Origin of the sequence: Streptomyces sp. NPDC088350, assembly GCF_044753545.1 — a bacterium.
In the GTDB taxonomy this organism is placed as follows: Bacteria; Actinomycetota; Actinomycetes; order Streptomycetales; family Streptomycetaceae; genus Streptomyces.
In genome coordinates this window covers 314,415-334,765 of the sequence record NZ_JBIVNL010000005.1, presented here as the reverse complement: position 1 = coordinate 334,765, position 20,351 = coordinate 314,415, and the positions used below count along the sequence as shown (strand labels likewise).

17 protein-coding genes are annotated in these 20,351 nt (G+C 69.8%); 12 read left to right on the top strand and 5 right to left on the bottom strand.

All coding sequences use genetic code 11. The features are described 5' to 3' along the window. Positions 1–43 precede the first annotated feature (43 nt). Positions 44–1,006, top strand: a complete 963-nt coding sequence (locus ACIQBL_RS19430) for an electron transfer flavoprotein subunit alpha/FixB family protein (protein WP_401943272.1) — start codon at positions 44–46, stop codon at positions 1,004–1,006. A 66-nt stretch (positions 1,007–1,072) separates the two neighbouring features. Here the strand turns inward: ACIQBL_RS19430 and ACIQBL_RS19425 are convergent, their stop codons facing one another. Further along, a complete protein-coding gene (locus ACIQBL_RS19425) occupies positions 1,073–1,969 on the bottom strand; it encodes an endonuclease/exonuclease/phosphatase family protein (protein WP_401943269.1) in 897 nt (298 codons plus the stop codon). 183 nt (positions 1,970–2,152) lie between these two features. Here ACIQBL_RS19425 and ACIQBL_RS19420 point away from each other — a divergent pair, with 183 nt between their 5' ends. Both ACIQBL_RS19420 and ACIQBL_RS19415 read left to right on the top strand, forming a co-directional pair. After that, positions 2,153–3,457 carry a DUF6986 family protein gene (locus ACIQBL_RS19420; protein WP_401943266.1) on the top strand — a complete coding sequence of 435 codons (1,305 nt, stop codon included), beginning with the start codon at positions 2,153–2,155 and terminating at the stop codon, positions 3,455–3,457. A 124-nt stretch (positions 3,458–3,581) separates the two neighbouring features. Beyond that, entirely contained in the window at positions 3,582–5,408 is a 1,827-nt protein-coding gene (locus ACIQBL_RS19415) for a serine/threonine-protein kinase (protein WP_401943264.1), read from the top strand. Here the strand turns inward: ACIQBL_RS19415 and ACIQBL_RS19410 are convergent. Both ACIQBL_RS19410 and ACIQBL_RS19405 read right to left on the bottom strand, forming a co-directional pair. Continuing rightward, complete coding sequence (locus ACIQBL_RS19410) at positions 5,354–6,160, bottom strand: hypothetical protein (RefSeq protein ID WP_401943261.1); 807 nt, start codon at positions 6,158–6,160, stop codon at positions 5,354–5,356. The genes ACIQBL_RS19415 and ACIQBL_RS19410 overlap by 55 nt on opposite strands. Positions 6,161–6,172: 12 nt before the next feature. Further along, positions 6,173–7,210, bottom strand: coding sequence for a LacI family DNA-binding transcriptional regulator (locus tag ACIQBL_RS19405; protein WP_401943258.1), 1,038 nt, complete (start codon positions 7,208–7,210; stop codon positions 6,173–6,175). Positions 7,211–7,415: 205 nt separating this feature from the next. Between ACIQBL_RS19405 and ACIQBL_RS19400 the strand changes: the two genes are divergently transcribed. Then, positions 7,416–8,369 carry an ROK family protein gene (locus tag ACIQBL_RS19400; protein WP_401943255.1) on the top strand — a complete coding sequence of 318 codons (954 nt, stop codon included), beginning with the start codon at positions 7,416–7,418 and terminating at the stop codon, positions 8,367–8,369. Positions 8,370–8,437: 68 nt separating this feature from the next. On the opposite strand, the gene ACIQBL_RS19395 is transcribed toward ACIQBL_RS19400, so the two are convergent. Then, positions 8,438–10,459 (bottom strand): NPCBM/NEW2 domain-containing protein, encoded by a 2,022-nt coding sequence (locus ACIQBL_RS19395; RefSeq protein WP_401943252.1) that lies wholly within the window; start codon positions 10,457–10,459, stop codon positions 8,438–8,440. 196 nt (positions 10,460–10,655) lie between these two features. Here ACIQBL_RS19395 and ACIQBL_RS19390 point away from each other — a divergent pair, with 196 nt between their 5' ends. The 8 genes from ACIQBL_RS19390 to ACIQBL_RS19355 all read left to right on the top strand — a co-directional run bounded on the left by ACIQBL_RS19390 (position 10,656) and on the right by ACIQBL_RS19355 (position 19,309). Then, positions 10,656–11,627: a TIGR01777 family oxidoreductase gene (locus ACIQBL_RS19390; protein ID WP_401943250.1), complete on the top strand. Its 972-nt coding sequence runs from the start codon at positions 10,656–10,658 to the stop codon at positions 11,625–11,627. Positions 11,628–11,657: 30 nt separating this feature from the next. Then, on the top strand, positions 11,658–11,852 hold the full coding sequence (locus ACIQBL_RS19385) for a hypothetical protein (RefSeq protein ID WP_401943247.1): 195 nt from the start codon (positions 11,658–11,660) through the stop codon (positions 11,850–11,852). Between the two features lie 139 nt (positions 11,853–11,991). Continuing rightward, entirely contained in the window at positions 11,992–13,035 is a 1,044-nt protein-coding gene (locus ACIQBL_RS19380; RefSeq protein WP_401943244.1) for an NUDIX domain-containing protein, read from the top strand. 250 nt (positions 13,036–13,285) lie between these two features. Further along, entirely contained in the window at positions 13,286–15,106 is a 1,821-nt protein-coding gene (locus tag ACIQBL_RS19375) for an ABC transporter family substrate-binding protein (protein WP_401943241.1), read from the top strand. A 121-nt stretch (positions 15,107–15,227) separates the two neighbouring features. Beyond that, positions 15,228–16,214, top strand: a complete 987-nt coding sequence (locus tag ACIQBL_RS19370) for an ABC transporter permease (protein WP_401943239.1) — start codon at positions 15,228–15,230, stop codon at positions 16,212–16,214. Then, the gene (locus ACIQBL_RS19365; protein ID WP_401943236.1) at positions 16,207–17,127 is read left to right on the top strand and encodes an ABC transporter permease; all 921 of its coding nucleotides are present in this window, start codon (positions 16,207–16,209) and stop codon (positions 17,125–17,127) included. The genes ACIQBL_RS19370 and ACIQBL_RS19365 overlap by 8 nt, the downstream gene beginning before the upstream one ends. A gap of 17 nt (positions 17,128–17,144) precedes the next feature. Next, positions 17,145–18,242, top strand: a complete 1,098-nt coding sequence (locus ACIQBL_RS19360) for an ABC transporter ATP-binding protein (RefSeq protein WP_401944032.1) — start codon at positions 17,145–17,147, stop codon at positions 18,240–18,242. Then, positions 18,239–19,309 carry an ABC transporter ATP-binding protein gene (locus ACIQBL_RS19355; RefSeq protein ID WP_401943234.1) on the top strand — a complete coding sequence of 357 codons (1,071 nt, stop codon included), beginning with the start codon at positions 18,239–18,241 and terminating at the stop codon, positions 19,307–19,309. The genes ACIQBL_RS19360 and ACIQBL_RS19355 overlap by 4 nt, the downstream gene beginning before the upstream one ends. Here ACIQBL_RS19355 and ACIQBL_RS19350 read toward each other — a convergent pair. Next, positions 19,282–20,337, bottom strand: a complete 1,056-nt coding sequence (locus ACIQBL_RS19350) for a protein kinase family protein (RefSeq protein WP_401943232.1) — start codon at positions 20,335–20,337, stop codon at positions 19,282–19,284. The genes ACIQBL_RS19355 and ACIQBL_RS19350 overlap by 28 nt on opposite strands. Between the last annotated feature and the right edge of the window lie 14 nt (positions 20,338–20,351).

Below are 20,351 nucleotides of genomic sequence, written 5' to 3'. Positions count from 1 at the left end.
CTTACCACCCCTCAGACTTCGCAAGCACGCAGGAGACCATTCCATGGCTGAAGTTCTCGTCTACGTCGACCACGTGGACGGCGCCGTCCGCAAGCCCACCCTGGAGCTGCTGACCCTGGCCCGCCGTATCGGCGAGCCCGTCGCCCTCGCCCTCGGCCCCGGTGCCGAGAACACCGCCGCCGCGCTCGCCGAGCACGGCGCGGTGAAGGTCCTCACCCACGACGCCGCCGAGTACGCCGACTACCTCGTCGTACCGAAGGTGGACGCCCTCCAGGCCGCCTACGAGTCCGTCTCCCCGGCCGCCGTCCTGGTGCCGTCCTCCGCCGAGGGCAAGGAGATCGCCGCCCGCCTCGCGGTGCGCATCGGCTCCGGCATCATCACCGACGCCACCGACCTGGAGGCCGGTGACGAGGGCCCCGTGGCCACGCAGTCGGTGTTCGCCGCCTCCTTCACCACCAAGACCCGTGTCTCCAAGGGCACCCCGGTCATCACCGTGAAGCCGAACTCGGCCGCCGTGGAGGCCGCCCCGGCCGCCGGTACCGTCGAGGCCCTCGCGGTCACCTTCTCCGACAAGGCCACCGGCACCAAGGTCACCGCGCGCACCCCGCGCGAGTCGACCGGCCGCCCGGAGCTGACCGAGGCCGCGATCGTCGTCTCCGGCGGCCGTGGCGTCAACGGCGCGGACAACTTCGCGATCATCGAGGCCCTCGCCGACTCCCTCGGCGCGGCCGTCGGCGCCTCGCGCGCCGCCGTCGACGCCGGCTGGTACCCGCACTCCAACCAGGTCGGCCAGACCGGCAAGAGCGTCTCCCCGCAGCTCTACATCGCCAACGGCATCTCCGGCGCGATCCAGCACCGTGCCGGCATGCAGACCTCGAAGACGATCGTCGCCGTCAACAAGGACGCCGAGGCCCCGATCTTCGACCTCGTCGACTACGGCGTCGTCGGTGACCTCTTCGACGTCGTCCCGCAGCTCACCGAGGAGATCAACACCCGCAAGGGCTGATCCCCGCAGGTTGTCCGAGGCCCCCGTGACCCGCGTGGTCACGGGGCCCTCGCATGTACCGAGCCCTCATCCCAGGCTGATGGTGGACCGCACGGGCAGGTGGTCGCTCGGGAACTGGGTGTTCTCGGCGTAGGTGTCGACGGCCGACCGATGCACCGTGACTCCCGGGGTGACCAGGATCCAGTCGATGCGGTCACCGTGGGGAAGAAGCTCGTGGTAGCCGTGGAAGGTGCCGTACGACAGCCCGCGTGCCGCCGCCGCGTCCCAGGCGTCCCTGAGGCCGGCGCCGAGCATCGTGTCGTAGACCGCGGTGGTGTGCGCGGCGGTGTTGAAGTCGCCGGTCACCACGAGCGGCAGGGAGCGGTCGAAGCGGGCGATGCGCTGGGCGATGAGCGTGGCGGCACGCTCGCGTGCGTACTGACTCGCGTTGTCCAGGTGGGTGTTGAGGACGTAGAACTGCCGTCCGCCGTCCCCGAGGTCGCGGAAGCGGATCCACGTGACGATGCGCGGGTGGGCGCCGCCCCAGGTGTTCGACCCGATCACGGAGGGCGTGTCGGAGAGCCAGTACTGGTCGTACTCCACGGGGGCGAGACGGCGGGTGTCGTAGAAGATCGCCGTCTCCTCGTCGTGGCTGCCGCCCTTCCTGCCGCCGCCGATCCAGTCGTAGTGCGGGGCGAGGTCGTGCTTGATGTCCTGGAGCTGCGCGTAGAGGCCCTCCTGGGTGCCGATGACGTCGGGGGCGGCGCGGAGCAGCAGGTCGCGCATCACCGGGCGGCGGTCCTGCCAGCTGTTGGGCTCGTCGCTGCTCGCGTAGCGCAGGTTGAACGTCATGACGTCCAGCAGGCGGGGGTCGTGCCGGACGGCGGAGGTGGAGCGTACGGTTCCGATCAGTGGCAGGGCGACGGCCGCCGCCACCAGTGTGGTCAGCCCCGCGCGACGCGTCACCGTTCTGACACTCGACATGTGCATCCCTCCCCTTGCGAGTCAGGATGAAGGGGCGGAGCGCTGGGCGGAAGGGGGCCTCGGGGCGCGAGTGAACGCCATGGGTTCACGCCGTGGACAGGGTGTTGACCGGCGGGAAGCTCCATGGATAACTTCGCTCTACGGATTGTTGATTCCGTAGGGCGGAAAACTGGAGGGTGTCGGATGGGTCAGGGCCAGCAGGAGAAGGTGGCGACGAGCCTCGCGGGCGCGATCAGCGAGGAGATCAGCGCCTCCCTGGCACCGGTCGACGCCGAACTGGAGCGCCGCTATCCCGGGGACCCTGGCACCCGCCAGCCCGTCCACACGGTCTATGTCCCCGGCGACGTCTTCGCCGCCGACACGATCCGCTCCTGGGGCGACCGGGCCCTCGCCGCCCTCGACGAACACGCCCCGGACGCGGCCTCCTTCGCCGCCGTCCTCGGCCTCTCCGACGAACTCGCCGAGCCCGTCCACGCGCGCGTGCGGGCCAAGTTGGAACGCGAGCCCATCGAGGACCTGCGCGTCGACTTCGAGGACGGCTACGGCCCCCGCCCCGACGCCGAGGAGGACGAGGCCGCCGCCCGCGCGGCCCGGCTGATCGCCGAGGCGTACGAGAAGGGCACGGCGGCGCCGTACATGGGCATCCGCATGAAGTGCATGGAGACGCCGGTGCGCGACCGGGGCATCCGCACCCTCGACATCTTCCTGACCGGACTCATGGCGGCCGGCGGCCTGCCCGAGGGGCTGGTCCTCACCCTCCCCAAGGTCACGTACGCCGAGCAGGTCACCGCGATGGTCCGACTCCTGGAGGCCTTCGAGGAGGCGCACAGCCTCGACGTGGGCCGGATCGGCTTCGAGATCCAGATCGAGACCAGCCAGTCCATCCTCGCCACCGACGGCACGGCGACCGTAGCCCGCATGATCCAGGCCGCCGAGGGCCGCGCCACGGGCCTGCACTACGGCACCTTCGACTACAGCGCCTGCCTCGGTGTCTCCGCCGCCTACCAGGCCAGCGACCACCCCGCAGCCGACCACGCCAAGGCGGTCATGCAGGTCGCGGCTGCGGGGACGGGCGTACGCGTCTCGGACGGCTCGACGAACGTCCTTCCGGTCGGCCCCACCGCCAAGGTCCACGACGCCTGGCGGCTGCACTACGGCCTCACCCGGCGGGCGCTGTCCCGTGCGTACTACCAGGGCTGGGACATGCACCCCGGCCACATCCCCACCCGCTACGCGGCCGTCTTCGCCTTCTACCGCGAGGGCTTCGAGCAGGCCGCCGCCCGTCTCGCCCGCTACGCCAACCGGGCCGGCGGCGACGTCATGGACGAACCCGCGACCGCCAAGGCCCTCAGCGGCTATCTGCTGCGCGGCCTGGACTGCGGGGCCCTCGACATCGCCGAGGTGGCCGGGGCGACCGGCCTGACCCGGGCGGACCTGGAGGGATTCGCGGCGCCGCGCCGGGGTGACCTGACGGCGTCCGCCAAGTAGCGGACCTGTCACAGCCGTTGCCGCCGACTTCTGTTGTCACTGCCGCCCCGTAGGCTGTACGGCACTCAGGGAAGTGCCACAGGACGGAGCGGCGGTGTCTTCGGCTTCGGGGGAGAGCGGACGCGTGGACGACGGAGTCGGCCGACTGCTGGCCGGGCGCTATCGCGTCGTGGGCCGGCTCGGACGCGGCGGCATGGGCGTCGTCTGGCGGGCAGTCGACGAGGTCCTCGGCCGTGAGGTCGCCGTCAAGGAACTGCGCACCTTCACCGACGCCTACGCACCCGAACTCGCCGACCTGCGCCTGCGAATGCAGCGCGAGGCACGGGCGGCGGCGCGGGTCCGCCATCCCGGTGTGGTCGCCGTGCACGACATCGCCGAGGTCGACGGACGCCCGCTGATCGTCATGGAGTTGATCGACGGTCCGTCCCTGGACGACGTCCTCGGTGAGCGCGGACCGATCGATCCCCGTGAGGCGGCCTGGATCGGCGCGAAGGTGATGGCGGCGCTGGCCGCGGCGCACTCCGCGGGAGTCCTGCACCGCGATGTGAAGCCCGGGAACATCCTGCTGGACCGTTCGGGCCGGGTCGTCCTCACGGACTTCGGCATAGCCACCATGGACGACCCCGGCGACGGCTCCGCCACGCACCTCACGCGAAGTGGCGAACTCATCGGCTCCCTGGACTACTTGGCCCCCGAGCGCGCCCAGGGCGCCGACCCCGGCCCGGCCTCCGACGTCTGGGCCCTGGGCGCCACGCTGTACGCGGCGGTCGAGGGCACGGCCCCGTTCCGCCGCACCTCGACGTACTCCACCCTCACGGCCATCGTCTCCGAGCCACTTCCGGAACCCCGCCGGGCGGGTCGACTTGGGCCTGTCCTTCGCCAACTGATGCAGAAACAGCCGGAGTTGCGTCCTGCGGCTGATGCGGCGCGGGGGTTGCTGGAGGGGGTGGAGGGGGTGGAGGGGGTGGAGGGGGCGCCGGAGGTGGATTCGGCTACGGCTGTTCTGCGGGGGACGGGGCGTGAGGCTTCCGGGGTTCCCCGGGTTGCGGGGGTGCCGGTGGAGTCGGGGGCGGTGGAGTCCGGGTTCGGGGTAGTGCCGCCCGACCTTCCGGATGCGCCAGGTTTGGTCGAACAGGGGGCTGGTTCCTCGGAGTTGGCGGGATCGGCTGGGCGGACAGCGAGCGCGTCGGAGTCGCCGGGACAGTCCGTGCCGAGGCTCAGCTCCCCGGAGTCGTCCAGTTCACTTGAGCCGTCGGGACTCGCCCCGCAAGGATCCTCACTCCACCGCCGCAAGGCACGCGTCCTGATCGCCGCCGCTGCCGTGGCCTTTGTCCTCGCCGGCGCCGGTGTGGTCGTCGCGCGTACGGTCAACTCCGGTGACAGCACGGTCACTTCGCAGCCCACCGCGCCACCGGCCGGCGATGGCGTCGGCCCCGGCTCGGTCACCGGACATACGGACGCCCACCGCTCGGACACCCCCAAGCCCACCGAACAGGGCGACAACGGGACCCGGGCGCCGACGCGGCAGCACACAGGCAAGGAGGGCGACAGCACGACGGCGGGGCAAGCTCCCAGCGCCGCCCCGACCCGGTCCACGTCCCCCGGCGGCGGAACCACCGCCGGCAGCGCCCCCACGACCGGCGCAGCGAGTCCCGGCTCCAGCCCCGCCGCCGTCTGCCAGTCCATCGGCGGCGGCAAGTACGACTGCCAGGTGTGGCGCACCGCCAAGTCCTTCACCGCGTCCGGCACCGAGGTCGGCGTCCTCGGCGCGGGCACCAACTACTTCTACTGCCAGCAGAACTTGGGCCGCCGCGAGACGTACGGCCAGTGGACCAACGTCTGGTGGGCCAAGACGGACGACGACAGCGGCAACACGAACGTCTACGTCAGTGACGTTTACATCAAGGGCGGCGACAACGACGAGCCGGTACCGGGGCTGCCGGTCTGCTGAGGCCGTACGAAGCGTTCCAGGCCGGACACCGTCACCAGCCCCTCCTCCCGGAACAGTCTCGTACCCCGCTCGCACAACTCCCGGTTCCCCCGCGCCCGTTCGCAGAACTCCTCCGGTGTCCGCCCGAACAGTGCCCTCAACCCCGCCGACCCGCCGAGCAGTTCACTGAGCAGCGCCCGCTCGCCCGGATGCCTGCGCGGCACACCCGTACCGTCGTGCAGAACCCCATGCCGGTTGACGTAGACGAACGCCCCGGCCAGTGGCCGCCCACCGTCGCAGTCACCGTCGGGTTCGAAGCGGAAGGTGGCGGAGCCGGGCAGCCAGACCCGGTCGTACGCCCCCTCGCTCGCGTCCACCACCGCGAGCTGCCGCGCGTCGAACCACGTCACGAACAACTCCCGTACGACACCTGGTGCCTCGACCGGCGAAGCGGACACGTAGCCCACGCGACTCACATGCGCGGAGACACCGACGTCGACGCCGGTGACCCGTGCCTTCAGCATCGGAACAGGAGAGCTGATTCCGAACTCCGCCATCTTGTGGCGCAGTTGACCGGGGCAGGCGTTGGAGCCGACGGCGAGTACCGGAGTGCGGTCCTCGTACACGGCGGGGTCGTCGTCGAGGGGCAACAGGCGGTCGCCGACCAGGAGTCCGGACGCGGTGGGCCACGCACCCGGGTAGGTGAGCGGATCCTCGCGCGGTGCCCGGTCGAGCCCCAGGGCCTTCAACGTGCGGGCCGCGCCGTCGTCCACGAGCCGCGCCCCTCAGTCCGACGGAGGCAGTTCGCCCGAGCCGCGAGTGATCAACCGGGTCGGCAGCTCGATGCGTTCCGGAGCGATCAACGTGCCGTCCAGCTGGCGGAAGAGGCGTTCGGCGGCCGTGCGGCCGAGGGTCGCCGCGTCCTGGGCAACGACGGTCACGCCGGGCCGGAGCAGGTCGGCGAGCTCGATGTCGTCGAAGCCGACGAGGGCGATCTGGCGGGACTGTTCGGCGAGGACGCGGACGACGGTGACCGTCACGCGGTTGTTGCCGGTGAAGATCGCGGTGACGGGGGAGGGGCCGGTGAGCATCTCCTCGGCCGCCCGGCGCACCCGGACGGGGTCGGTCACGCCGAGGGACATCCAGGCGTCCTCGACCGGTATGCCCGCGTCCTCCATGGCGGCCCGGTAGCCGCGCAGTCGCTCGGCGGCCGTGTGGATGCGGGGCATGTCACCGATGAAGCCGATGCGGCGGTGTCCGTGCGAGATGAGGTGGGTGACGCCGTCGCGCGCGCCGCCGTAGCTGTCGGACAGGACGACGTCCGCGTCGATCTTCCCGGCCGGGCGGTCCACGAAGACGGTCGCGACGCCCGCCTTGATCTCGGGCTCCAGGTAGCGGTGGTCGTCGCCGGCCGGGATCACCACCAGCCCGTCCACGCGCCGGGCGCACAGTGCCAGCACCAACTCCTGCTCGCGGTCCGGGTCTTCGGCGCTGGAGCCGTTGATCAGCAGCGCGCCGTGGGCTCGGGCGACTTCCTCGACCGCGCGGCTGAGGGGGCCGTAGAACGGGTCGGCGAGGTCCTCCAGGACGAGGCCGATGCTTGCCGTGCTGCCCTTGCGCAGGACGCGGGCGCTGTCGTTGCGGCGGAAGCCGAGGGCGTCGATGGCCTCCTGGACGCGGCGCTCGGTGTCGGGGGTGACGCCCGGTTCGCCGTTGACCACGCGTGACACCGTTTTCAGGCCGACACCGGCCCGTGCGGCCACGTCCTTCATGGTCGGACGGTTGCCGTAGCGGTTCTCGGGGCGGCGGGCGGTCTCTGGCACGATGCGCTGTCCTGTCCTGTCGTCCACGGGGGATGCATAGGTCCATGGGTTTGTATGAGGATGTGGCGTCGAGCATAGAGCCTGGACAACGTTGTCATGTGCGAGAGAGACTGTCCACCGATATCTCCGGCCTGCGCCCCCACCGCGAGACCGGTCCAACTCACCTTCTGGTGGTTCTCATGTTTGACGGGGAGATCTGACACTGATGCACACCGACCTCGTGGCCGCGCTCGACATCGGCGGCACCAAGATCGCCGGGGCGCTGGTGGACGGCCACGGCAAGATCCTGGTGCGCGCGCAGCGCCCGACGCCCTCGCAGGACGACGGCGACACCGTGATGCGAGCCGTGGAGGAGGTGCTCGCGGAACTCACCGCATCGCCTTCGTGGTCCCGCGCGAGTGCCCTCGGCATCGGCAGCGCGGGACCCGTGGACGCCTCCGCCGGCACCGTGAGCCCGGTCAACGTGCCCGGCTGGCGGGACTATCCGCTCGTCGAGCGGGTGCGCGCGGCGACCGGGGGCCTGCCCGTCGAGCTGATCGGCGACGGCGTGGCCATCACGGCGGCCGAGCACTGGCAGGGCGCCGCGCGCGGGCACGCCAACGCGCTGTGCATGGTGGTCTCCACGGGCGTCGGGGGCGGCCTCGTCCTCAACGGACAGCTGCATCCCGGGCCTACCGGCAACGCGGGCCACATCGGCCACATCAGCGTGGACCTGGACGGCGACGCCTGCCCGTGCGGTTCGCGCGGCTGTGTGGAGCGGATCGCCAGCGGCCCCAACATCGCCCGGCGGGCGGTCGAGAACGGTTGGCGACCGGGCCCGGACGGTGACACCTCGGCCGCCGCCGTGGCCGCCGCCGCCCGCGCCGGTGACCCGATCGCCGTGGCCTCCTTCCAGCGGGCCGCGCAGGCCCTCGCCGCCGGTATAGCGGCCACCGCGACCCTCGTCGAGATCGACATCGCCGTGATCGGCGGGGGTGTGGGCAAGGCGGGCGACGTGCTCTTCACACCGCTGCGCAAGGCCCTGAGCGACTACGCGACGCTGTCCTTCGTGCGGCGGCTGACGGTGACGCCGGCGCAGATGGGCACGGACGCCGGGCTGGTGGGAGCGGCCGCGGCCGCGCTCGCGGGGCGGGCGAGCACGACCGCGGCCGGAGTGTGAGGAACCGACCGGCTGAAACGTTCGTTCAGCGGCTTACGTCCCTCGGCGGCACATGAGGTGTGCGTCGCTCAGCACGTGAGCCGCGCGTCCGCCCAGTCCGCGTGGTCCGAGTCGATCCCGTCGCCGCCGTCGGTGACGACGAGTCGGACCACCTGGGCGCCGGTCACGTCCGCCGTGACCGGCTGGGCGGACATCGCGTTGGTGAGGACGCCGGTCGAGGCGACCTTCGTACCGTCCGCCCAGATCTCGAAGGCGACGGTCCCGTTGGCCCCCTTCTCGTCGTCCACACCGACGTCCGCGGTGACCTTCTCGCACGCCTTCCCGGTGTAGTACTCCACATCGCTCTGGGCATGCACACCGAGCCCCTTGGCGTACACCACTCCGCCGAGGGTGATCGGATGCCCGTCCCCCGCCGCGCTCTCCCCGTTGCTGGTGTTCCGCTCAACGGGCCCGTACCCATTGGCCGTTGACAACCACGGAAGGTCACCGAGGTACGAAGTGCCCGCAGGCGGTGCCACCACGACGGACGCGGTGAACGGCAGCGTGCTGCTCACCCGCGCACCGCTCGGCGAGCGGTAACTCGCCTTCAGCGTCAGGTCGTACGACCCCGTCGGCGTCCCCGAGGGTGCGGTGACCGTCCACTTCGTGCGCAGGGACCGGCCTGTCGGTACGGCCTTCGCGGTCGTCGGCGACGTGGCTCGTATGCGCCAGCCGGTGGGCCCGTTGAGGGTCACGGAGACGTGCTGGGCGGTCGTCCGGCCCAGGTCGGTGACCGTCGTGGTGAACGGGGTCCGTGTGGCCGCCTGGACCAACGGGGTTCCGTCCAGGCCGAGTTCGACGGCGGGCGGGTTCTTGGTCGAGTGCCGGTCGGCCAACACCCGTACGAGGACCGTGCCGTGGGCCGGGACGGTCGCGGAGATCGTGCCCGCGGTGTTGTAACTCCTGTGCTGCCACAGGTCCCGCAGGGTGTACGCGCGGGCGTTCGGGAGGCCGACGGCCGCCGCGGTCGTGGCGATGCGCTGGGCGCTGCCGGACTCGTTGAACAGGGCCACCGTACGGCTGCCGTCCCGCATCTCCTTGGCGACGACCCAGCGTCCGCCCTCGGACGAGACGACCGTGCCCTGCTTGCCCAGCGGGTCCTGGTCGACCGCGATGACCTCCTTGTTGTCGAGGATGTCGAAGGTCGCGTCGGTCGCCGTGCGGAGGTCGGAGCCGATGAGGAGCGGAGCGGCCATGATCGACCACAGGGAGAAGTGCGAGCGGTACTCGGTGTCCGTCATACCGCCGTTGCCGACCTCCAGCATGTCGGGGTCGTTCCAGTGCCCGGGGCCGGCGTACGGCGCGAGCGGCAGGTTCTGTTTGAGGATCGACAGCATCGAGCCCCAGTTGTCGCTGATGTCACCGGTCGTGCGCCACAGGTGCCCGACGTCCGAGGCCCACTCCCAGGGCTTGTTCTCGCCCCATTCGCAGATGCTGAAGACGATGGGCCGGCCGGTCGCCTTCAGGGCGTCGCGCATGGTGGTGTAGCGCGACTTGGCGTCCACGCCCTGGTTGTTGCAGTTGTCGTACTTGAGATAGTCCACGCCCCAGTCGGCGAACTGCCGCGCGTCGCTGTACTCGTGACCCAGGCCGCCCGGGAACCCCGCGGCGTTGCATGTCTTCGTGCCCGCGCTCGTGTAGATGCCGAGCTTGAGTCCCTTGGAGTGCACGTAGTCGGCGACGGCCTTGATCCCGTGGGGAAAGCGGACCGGGTCGGGGACGAGTTCGCCGTCGGCGTCGCGGTTCGGCAGGGCCCAGCAGTCGTCGAGGTTGACGTACTGGTAGCCGGCGGCCTTGAGGCCCTTGGCGACGAAGAGGTCCGCGATTCCCTCGACCATGGACTCGTTGAACTCGGCACGGCAGTGGGTGGAGTTCCAGTTGTTGAAACCCATCGGAGGTGTGAGCGCCTGGCCGTCGGCGAGGCTGGGGGAGACAGGGTCCTGCGCGGGGGCGGCGACTGCGGGGACGGCGAGGCCCCCCGTGCACAACAGTCCTGCTGCGAGCGCTCCGATCATTCTTCGGCGGGTCGTGCGGGTGTGGGGGTGACGCATGGTGACGTTCCTCCGGACTCGCGAAAGATGGGATCACTTCCTGTGCATGCCATGTGCGCGATTACGGTAGGACGTGTCGAACTCTGTTGGAAGAGTTGCGTATTCATTGTCCGACTTTCCATCGCGCAGGTTTTGAACACGTTCAACTTTCTGCGCTAGGCTCACTCCCGAACAGTCCGATCGGAGGGGGAGCCCGGTGAAGATCGTCATTCCCGGTGGTACGGGACAGGTGGGCGCGATCCTGGACCGCGCGCTGACGGAGGCGGGCCACGAGGTCGTCGTCCTGACCCGGCGGCCGACGCGCGACCGCGAGATGTGGTGGGACGGCGAGAACCTCGGATCCTGGGCCCGGGAGATCGACGGCAGCGACGTCGTGATCAACCTGGCGGGGCGCAGCGTCAGTTGCCGCTACACCCCCGCCAACCTGAAGGCCATGATGGACTCGCGCGTGCACTCCGCCCGGGTCGTCGGCGAGGCGGTCGCCGCCGCCGCGAGCCCGCCGCGCGTCTGGCTGCAGATGAGCACCGCCACCGTCTACGCCCACCGCTACGACGCCCCCAACGACGAGGCCACCGGCCTGATCGGGGGCACCGAACCCGGCGTACCCGACTACTGGGCCTACAGCGTCGAGATCGCCAGGAACTGGGAGCGCGAGCAGGAGCGCGCCGACACCCCGCACACCCGCAAGGTGGCCCTGCGCGCCGCCATGGTGATGAGCCCCGACCGGGGCGGTGTCTTCGACGTCCTGCTCGGGCTGGCCCGGCTCGGGCTCGGCGGTCCGGTCGCGGGCGGTGCCCAGTACGTCTCGTGGATCCACGACCAGGACTTCGTCCGCGCGGTCGAGTTCCTCGTCGACCGGGACGACATCGCGGGACCGGTGAACCTCGCCGCCCCCGGACCGCTCCCGCAGCGCGCCTTCATGCGCGTCCTGCGCGCCGCCCGGGGCATCCCCGTGGGGCTGCCCGCCACCAAGTGGATGGCGGAACTGGGCGCCCTCGCCCTGCGCTCCGACACCGAACTCCTGCTCAAGAGCCGCCGGGTGGTCCCGGGACGGCTGCTGGCGGAGGGGTTCACCTTCGAGCATCCGCAGTGGCCCGAGGCGGCCGTGGACCTGGTGCGGCGGGCGCGGGACGGGGCCGGTTCCACCCGGCGGGCAGTCCGGGCGTGACCCCGGCGCGCTTCGTCAGTTGAACGGGGCATGAAGAAGCGCAGCATGCTGGCCATCGCCTCACTCGCCACCGGGTTCGTCGTCGCCGCGATCACTCCGTCGCACTCCCACGACCACGACGTACTCGGCGATCTGAACGTCAAGGACACCGTGGGCGCCATGGACCACTTCGTCAGCGACGGCAGCTTCGCCGTCGACGAGGGCGCCCTGGGAGAGAACAGCTGATACCGGTCGGAAGCGCACGGCGCCGGTGCCTCGTCGGAGGGGGCACCGGCGCCGTCGTATGCGGGCTCTCAACTGGGGCTGGTTTCCGTGGCAGGGTGGAACGGGCAAGCCACAGGGGGCCAACAGAAGAGGGGGAACTGTGACCGTCGTCTGGATCAACGGCGCGTTCGGTGCGGGGAAGACGACCACCGCACGGGAACTGATGGACCTGATCCCGAACAGCACGCTCTTCGACCCCGAGGTCATCGGCGGAGCACTCCCGTACCTGCTCCCGCCCAAGCGCCTCGCCGAGGTCGGCGACTTCCAGGACCTGCCGATCTGGCGGCGGCTCGTGATCGACACGGCCGCCGCCATGCTCGCCGAACTCGGCGGGACCCTGGTCGTCCCGATGACCCTGCTGCGCCAGGAGTACCGCGACGAGATCTTCGGCGGTCTCGCGGCCCGCCGGGTCGCGGTCCGGCATGTCCTCCTCGCTCCGGCGGAAACGATCCTGCGCGAGCGAATAGCCGGCCGGGAGATCCCGCCGGACCTCCCCGACGGCGAGATCCGGATGCGGCAGTGGGCGTACGACCACATCGAGCCGTACCGCGCCGCGCTCGCCTCCTGGCTCACCGCCGACGCCCATCTCGTCGACACCAGCGCCCTCACCCCGTACGAGACGGCGGCCCGGATCGCCGGGGCCGTCGGCAGCGGTGCCGTGCCCGTCTGCGACATCGTGCAGACCCCGGAGCCCACCTCCGAGACCCTCGCGGCCGGAGTGCTCCTCTTCGACGAACAGGACCGCGTGCTGCTCGTCGACCCCACCTACAAGGCCGGCTGGGAGTTCCCCGGCGGCGTCGTCGAACCCGGCGAGGCGCCCGCCCGGGCCGGCATGCGCGAGGTCACCGAGGAGACCGGCATCGTCCTCGACGACGTACCCCGGCTGCTCGTCGTCGACTGGGAACCGCCCGCGCCACCCGGCTACGGCGGGCTGCGCCTCCTCTTCGACGGCGGCCGGCTGGAGGCCGCCGAGGCCGACCGACTGCTGCTGCCGGGACCGGAGTTGCGCGGCTGGTGCTTCGCCAGCGAGCGGGAAGCGGCCGATTTGTTGCCGCCGGTCCGCTACGAGCGGCTGCGGTGGGCGCTGCGGGCGCGCGAGCGCGGGGCCGCGCTGTATCTGGAGGCGGGCGTACCGGTTGGCTGACGACACGTCAATTTGCGGTCGGATCAACGATGTTGGACGGGACTTTGCCTTTTCGGGGACGCCACCTGGCGATTTTGCGGGGTGTGGGCCATTCCGATAACAAAGCGAGGGTGAATTGTCGCCTTCCCGGTATGAACAAGAACGTGAAGAAGGTACATCGGAGCCCTAACGTCTTTGCGCAGCTCAGTTCTCTCGCGGCCGCCGGCCGCCTTGACGGGACCGGATCTCGTGCCGGTCGAAGGAGAGGAACATGCGCGTGCCATCCTCGGCCCTCACCCGGGCCCTCACCCTCGCCGCCGGCCTCGCCCTGGCGCTGACCGCCTGCAGTAGCAGCAGCGGCGGGGGCGGCGGGTCCGGCAAGGGCAGCTCGGCCGGGCTCACGTCCTGCAACACCGTGGGCAAGGCCAACACCTGCAACTCCGCGACCACCAAGTCCGGCGGAACGTTCACCTATGTGCTGGAGAAGAACATCCAGCAGTGGAACGTCCAGGACGTCAACGGCAACACCTTCGAGAACGCCGAGGCAGTGGAGGTCGTCCTGCCGCAGGTGTTCATACCCCAGCCGGACTTCACCGTCGCCCTCAACACCGACCTGGTGACCTCGGCGACGCAGACCGGCGTCAGCCCGCAGACCATCGTCTACAAGATCAACCCGAAGGCGGCGTGGAACGACGGCACGCCCATCACCGCCGACGACTTCGTCTACTACTGGCGCACCAACAACGGCAAGGACTGCCCGCCGCCGCCCGCCAGCGACTCCACGCAGACCAAGGGCTGTCTCCCGCAGAGCACCGCCGGCTACGACCGGATCAAGTCCCTCACGCCCTCCGACAACGGCAAGACCTTCACCATGGTGATGTCCAAGCCGTACTCGGACTGGAAGTCGCTCTTCGGCGGGGGCTATCCGCTCTACCCGGCCCACACCGCCGAGAAGATCTCCGGCGCCAAGGCCGGTGACGCCACCGCCATGACGGCCACGCAGATGGCGCAGGCCTGGCAGTACTTCCTGAAGACACCGCCCACCAAGTACCCCACCGCGGGCGCCTACAAGATGCAGCAGTGGGTCGACAACGACCACGCCACCTACGTGCCCGACCCCAAGTGGACCGGCGCGAAGAAGGCGACCCTCCAGCGGCTGATCTTCAAGGTGATCTCGGACGCCACTCAAGAGCCAACGGCCCTGAAGAACAACGAGGTCCAGGGCATCTACCCGCAGCCCGAGGTGGACCTGGTCAACCAGGTCAAGGACATCCCCGGCGTCACCTACACCATCGGCAACGGGCTGACCTGGGAGCACTTCGACCTGAACCTGCACAACCCGGTGCTCGGCAAGTATCTGGCGCTGCGGCAGGCGATGTTCACGGCGATCAACATCAAGGACATCATCGCCAAGACGGTCGGCCAGTTCGACCCCGCGGTGAAGCCGCTCGGCAGCCACAACTTCGTTCCGGGGCAGGCCGGTTACAAGGACCTGGTCACCGCCACCGGCCAGGGATCCGGTGATCTCACCAAGGCCAAGAAGTACCTCACGGACGCCAAGTTCACCGGTGTGGGCACGGCGTTGAAGACGCCGGACGGCAAGGCCGTCGGACCCTTCAACTGCCGTTACACCACCGGCAACCAGATCCGGCAGAGCGAGTGCCAGATCCTGCAGAGCAACCTGGCGAGCCTCGGCATCAAGGTCACCATCAAGCCGATCGGCGCCGCCGACCTCGGCACGGTCCTCGCGGGGCACCAGTACGACATCATCGTCTTCGCCTGGGTCGCGGCGCCGTTCCCGAGCAGTGGCGCCCAGCAGAACTGGTTCACCGGCGGTGGCGGCAACTTCGGCGGCTACAGCAACAAGACGGCCGACTCCCTGATCTCCCAGGCCGTGGGCGAGACGGACGCGACGAAGGCCGCGGCCCTTCTCAACCAGGCCGACCAGCTCATGGTGAACGACGCCTACGTCCTGCCGCTGTACCAGAAGCCGACGTTCCTCGCCGCGCAGACGCGGTTCGTGAACATGCGGAACAACGCGACGAACGTGGGTCCGGCCTACAACACCGGTGAGTGGGGCCTGAAGAAGTAGTCCCTCCGCCAGAGGGAACAGCTCCATCGGCACGCCCGTCGAGCCCGGCCCCGGTGACACCGGGGCCGGGCCCGGCCCACGGACGGTATCCCCAACCCGTCGGCCTCCGAGAGAAGACCGCATGCTCGCCTACACCGTGCGCCGCATCCTCGTCTCCATACCCGTCCTGATCATCTCGACGTTCGTCGTGTTCCTCGTCGTCATCAACTCCGGTGACCCGGTGGCGAATTTCGCCACCTCACGACAACCCGCGCCCAGCAAAGCGGCGGTGGCCGCCTTCGCCCGGCACATCCACGCCAACCAGCCGGTGATGGAACGCTACGGGAACTGGATCACCGGCGTCCTGCACGGCGACTTCGGCCCGTCCGTGCAGGCCAACCTGGACATCGGGCACGACCTGTTCACCCGGTTCAAGGTGACCATCACCCTGGTCGCGGCGGCGATGATCCTCGCGCTGATCATGGCCGTGGTGTTCGGTGTGTTCAGCGCGATCCGCCAGTACTCGGCCGCCGACTACACCATCACCTTCTTCGGCTTCCTGTTCCTCGCCATGCCGGTGTTCTGGTTCGCGGTCCTCCTCAAGCAGGCCGGCATCTGGTTCAACCAGAAGACCGGCAGCCAGTTCCTCGGCACCATCGGCGAGAAGTCCCCGTACCTCGAAGTCGACACCACCTGGAACCAGTTCACCGACCACGTGGGCCACCTCATCCTGCCCACCATCACCCTCGCCCTGGTCTCCTTCGCGTCCTGGACCCGCTACACCCGCGCCTCCATGCTGGAGGTCCTCAACAGCGACTACGTGCGACTCGCCCGCGCCAAGGGCCTCAGGCGCGGCAAGGTGATGACCCGGCACGCGCTGCGCACCGCGCTCATCCCGCTCGCCACCGTCACCGCGCTCGATATCGCGATCATCCTGGGCGGCGCGGTGATCACGGAGACGATCTTCCAGTGGCACGGCATGGGCGAGATGCTGGTGCAGGCGGCGACCACGCTCGACGTCTACCGCACCATGGCCTGGCTGTTGCTCTCCGCCGTCGTCGTCATCGGGTTCAACCTCATCGCCGATCTCCTCTACGCCGTACTCGACCCGAGGATCCGCTATGACTGACATCGAGGCACCGGGGTCCGCGGGCACCCAACTGCCGCCGGGCGACCGGGAGTTCACCGTACGGCAGCGCACCCAGACCCAGCTGGTGCTGCGCCGCTTCGTGCGCCACCGGGCCGCGATGATCAGCCTGGTCGTGTTCGTGCTGATCCTGCTGTGGGCGTTCATCGGCCCGCACCTGTGGCACTACTCGTACCAGAAGTACACCGAGGACAACTCCCAACCCCCTTCCCTGAAGCATCCGTTCGGCACCGACTCCTCGGGCTACGACGGCTACGCCCAGGTCATGCGCGGCACCCAGACCTCACTCAAGATCGCCATCATGATCGCGCTCGGCTCCACCTTCCTCGGCGCGATCTGGGGAGCCGTCGCCGGGTTCTACCGGGGCATCGTCGACGCGGTCATGATGCGCATCGCCGATCTCGTGCTGACGCTGCCCCTGTTCGCGATCGCGCTGGTCATCTCCTCCCGCACCGGCGGCTCCTGGTACTGGATCGCGATCGTGATCGCCGGACTGACCTGGGCGTATGTGGCCCGGGTGGTGCGTTCCTCGGTGCTGTCGCTGCGCGAGAAGGAGTTCATCGAGGCGGCACGGGCACTCGGCGCCTCGGACGCGCGGATCATCTTCCGGCATCTGCTGCCCAACGCCCTCGGCCCGATCATCGTCAACGCGACGATCCTGGTGGCGACCGGCATCCTCACCGAGACCGCGCTGTCCTTCCTCGGCTTCGGCGTCCAACCCCCCGACACATCACTGGGGTTGCTCGTCTCCCAGGCGCAGACGGCGGTCGACACCCGGCCCTGGCTCTTCTACATCCCCGGCGCGTTCATCATTGCCATCGCCCTGACCATCAACTTCATCGGCGACGGACTGCGCGACGCCTTCGACCCCCGGCAGCAAAGGGTGCGACAGTGACGACCACGAGTCATGGAGTGCACGAGACCCCCGTGACGTCCGCCGTGCTCGAAGTCGAGGACCTCAGTGTGGAGTTCGGTACGGAGGACGGCACCGTACGGGCCGTACGCGGTGTCGGCTACCGGCTCGACCGGGGCGAATCACTCGGCATCGTCGGTGAGTCCGGGTCCGGGAAATCGGTGACCGCGCTTGCCGTGATGGGGCTGCTGCCGACCGGCGCCAAGGTGCGTGGCTCGGTCCGCTTCGAGGGCACGGAACTCCTCGGGCTGTCCGACGCGCGCCTGTCCGACCTGCGCGGCAGCGGCATCGCGATGATCTTCCAGGACCCGATGACCTCGCTCAACCCCGTCTACGACGTGGGCTACCAGATCAGCGAGACCCTGCTGCGCCACAACCCCGGGATGAAACACAAGGACGCCCGCAAACGGGCGATCGAGCTGCTCGGGACGGTCGGCATCCCCAGCCCCGAGCGGCGCGTCGACAGCTACCCGCACGAGATGTCCGGCGGTATGCGCCAGCGCGTCGTCATCGCCATCGCCATGGCCAACGACCCGGACGTGATCATCGCCGACGAGCCGACCACCGCCCTCGACGTCACCGTGCAGGCGCAGATCCTCGAAGCCCTGGAGACCGCCCGCGCCGAGACCGGCGCCGCGCTCGTGCTCATCACCCACGACCTGGGTGTGGTGGCCGGCCACACCGACCGGGTCGCGGTCATGTACGCGGGCCGGATAGTGGAGACCGGCTCCGTCGAGGACATCTTCTACACCCCGCGCATGCCCTACACCCTCGGTCTGCTCGGCTCCCTGCCCCGCCTGGACCGAGAGGAGGAACGTCTCACCCCCATCTCCGGCTCACCGCCGAGCCTGCTCAACCTGCCGCCCGGCTGTCCGTTCTCACCGCGCTGCCCGATGAGCCGGGACGTGTGCGAGACGGACGAACCCGCCCTGCGCAGGGCCGGCGGCGATCTCCACCTCAGCGCCTGCCACTTCGCCGACGAACTCGTCGACACCGGTGCCGGTCATGTCTTCGACGCGGTCGGCGCGGACACCGAGGCCCTGGCCCGCTTCGCCGACGCGGCGCCTGCCACGAACCCCGAGGAGGACGCCGTATGACCGCGCCCGCGCAGGCCACCACTTCCCTGCCGCCGCTGCCCGGCCACGGCGGCACCGGCGAGCCGGTCCTTCAAGTCCGCGACCTGGTCAAGCACTTCCCGGTCATGTCCAAGGGCGTCATCCGGCGCCGCGTCGGCGACGTGCACGCCGTGTGCGGGGTCTCCTTCGACCTCTACGGGAACGAAACCCTGGGCCTGGTGGGGGAGTCGGGCTCCGGCAAGACGACGATCTCCCGTACCGTCCTCGGCCTGGAACGGGCCACCTCCGGTCAGGTCCGCTACCAAGGGCATGAACTCACCGAACTGAGCAGACGTCAGATGAGGCCCCTGCGCCGTGAGTTGCAGATCGTCTTCCAGGACCCGTACGCCTCCCTCGACCCGCGGATGACCGTCCACGAGATCGTGGCCGAACCCCTGCGCATCCACGGCCGGTACGGGACCGGCGCCAAGGCCGAGGTGAGTGAACTCCTGCGCCTGGTCGGGCTCAACCCCGAGCACGGCAACCGCTTCGCGCACGAGTTCTCCGGCGGACAGCGCCAACGCATCGGTATCGCACGGGCGTTGGCCCTGCACCCGAAGGTGATCATCCTCGACGAGCCGGTGTCGGCGCTCGACGTGTCGATCCAGGCCGGCGTCCTAAACCTGTTGATGGACCTGCAGAGCGAACTGAGCCTGTCCTTCCTGTTCGTGGCCCACGACCTGTCGGTGATGCGGCACGTGGCAGGTCGGGTGGCCGTGATGTACCTGGGCCGCTTGGTGGAGATCGCCCCGGCCAGGCAGCTGTTCGCCCGCCCCGCGCACCCGTACACCCAGGCCCTGGTCTCGGCCATCCCGCTGCCCGACCCGCGCAAGGAACGCGCCCGGAAACGGATCACCATCCAGGGCGACGTCCCGAGCCCCGTCCGCCCGCCCAGCGGCTGCCGCTTCCGCACGCGCTGCCCCAAGTTCGCGAACCAGCTGACCGAGAGCGAACGCGCGTCCTGCGTCGAGGAGATACCGGCGCTCGTCGACCGGGGTGGGGGGAACCCGGTCGCCTGTCACTATGCGGAGAGTGTGGAGTTGTTGTAGGCGAGCCCGAGTTCCTCGGCGGACGGGTACGGGGTCAGCCTGCTCTCGTCCTTGAGGAGACGGTTGAAGTCGCCGACGAGCGCGGCGAGTCGTGCGTGTCGGGAAATGATCCCGGCGGCGGCCCCGGGGATGCTCTCGGGCTGCTTGCCCTCGGCGCACGCGCGGATGAACTCCTGGCGCTCGTCCGGGCCGTAGCCGTACAGGTCCACGACGAGCCAGTGCACCAGGTAGGAGAGGGCGTAGGCCCGGTCGTAGTGGAGGTGCCGGTCGTAGAAGTCCCGTTCGTCCGGCGCGAGTCGGAAGCGCGGGGAGAGCGCGAGGCCGTAGTCGGCGAGGTAGAGCCGCTGTCCGTCGGTGAGGATGTTCCTGAAGTGGACGTCGAAGTGCAGCAGTTGGTGCTCGCGGAGGAAGCCGGTGACGGCGTCGAGGCCCCGCTCCACGAGGGCGCAGGCGATGTCGGCGTCGTCGGTGCGCAGTTGGGCGGAGAACCAGTCGTGGACGGTGTACGGCTGGTGTTCCATGAACAGGGTCAGGCTCGCGGACGCCGTGCGCAGGGCCTCGATGTGCTCACGTCCGCCGCCCCAGTAGGCCACGTTCCGCTCCACATCGGCGAGTTCCTCGGGCAGTGACTGCTCCGGGTCGGGCAGCACACGCCAGTGGTGCAGCAGGGGGAAGCCCGAAAAGCGGTCCGACAGCACCCAGTTGGTCGTCATCTCGTGCGAGGCCAGCTCGCGCCAGACGCCGAAACCGGGGCTGGGGATCGCGCCGATGCCGTAGTGGCAGAAGGCGGGGGTACCGAACACGTTGGCCGTGGACCGCGCGTTCTCCGGCCGCCGCTCCACATCGGTGAGCGGCATCCGCTTCACGAACACCCTTCTGCCGTCCACCTCGACCAGCGTCGAGCGACCGCCGATACCGGTCCCCAAGGGGGTGCCGTCCTCGATCAGTTCGGAGAGTTCGTGGTCGGAGAGGAGCGCGAGGGCTGTGGCGATGTCACTGTGGGCGGCGACGCGCGCGGTGCAGGACATGACCCCATCCTCGT

Bases quoted from the DNA above. Each gene is read 5' to 3' on its own strand.
- ACIQBL_RS19430 (WP_401943272.1), top strand. From the start codon at position 44: ATGGCTGAAGTTCTCGTCTACGTCGACCACGTGGACGGCGCCGTCCGC.
- ACIQBL_RS19425 (WP_401943269.1), bottom strand. From the start codon at position 1,969: ATGTCGAGTGTCAGAACGGTGACGCGTCGCGCGGGGCTGACCACACTG.
- ACIQBL_RS19420 (WP_401943266.1), top strand. From the start codon at position 2,153: ATGGGTCAGGGCCAGCAGGAGAAGGTGGCGACGAGCCTCGCGGGCGCG.
- ACIQBL_RS19400 (WP_401943255.1), top strand. From the start codon at position 7,416: ATGCACACCGACCTCGTGGCCGCGCTCGACATCGGCGGCACCAAGATC.
- ACIQBL_RS19395 (WP_401943252.1), bottom strand. From the start codon at position 10,459: ATGCGTCACCCCCACACCCGCACGACCCGCCGAAGAATGATCGGAGCG.
- ACIQBL_RS19385 (WP_401943247.1), top strand. From the start codon at position 11,658: ATGAAGAAGCGCAGCATGCTGGCCATCGCCTCACTCGCCACCGGGTTC.
- ACIQBL_RS19375 (WP_401943241.1), top strand. From the start codon at position 13,286: ATGCGCGTGCCATCCTCGGCCCTCACCCGGGCCCTCACCCTCGCCGCC.
- ACIQBL_RS19370 (WP_401943239.1), top strand. From the start codon at position 15,228: ATGCTCGCCTACACCGTGCGCCGCATCCTCGTCTCCATACCCGTCCTG.
- ACIQBL_RS19365 (WP_401943236.1), top strand. From the start codon at position 16,207: ATGACTGACATCGAGGCACCGGGGTCCGCGGGCACCCAACTGCCGCCG.
- ACIQBL_RS19355 (WP_401943234.1), top strand. From the start codon at position 18,239: ATGACCGCGCCCGCGCAGGCCACCACTTCCCTGCCGCCGCTGCCCGGC.
- ACIQBL_RS19350 (WP_401943232.1), bottom strand. From the start codon at position 20,337: ATGTCCTGCACCGCGCGCGTCGCCGCCCACAGTGACATCGCCACAGCC.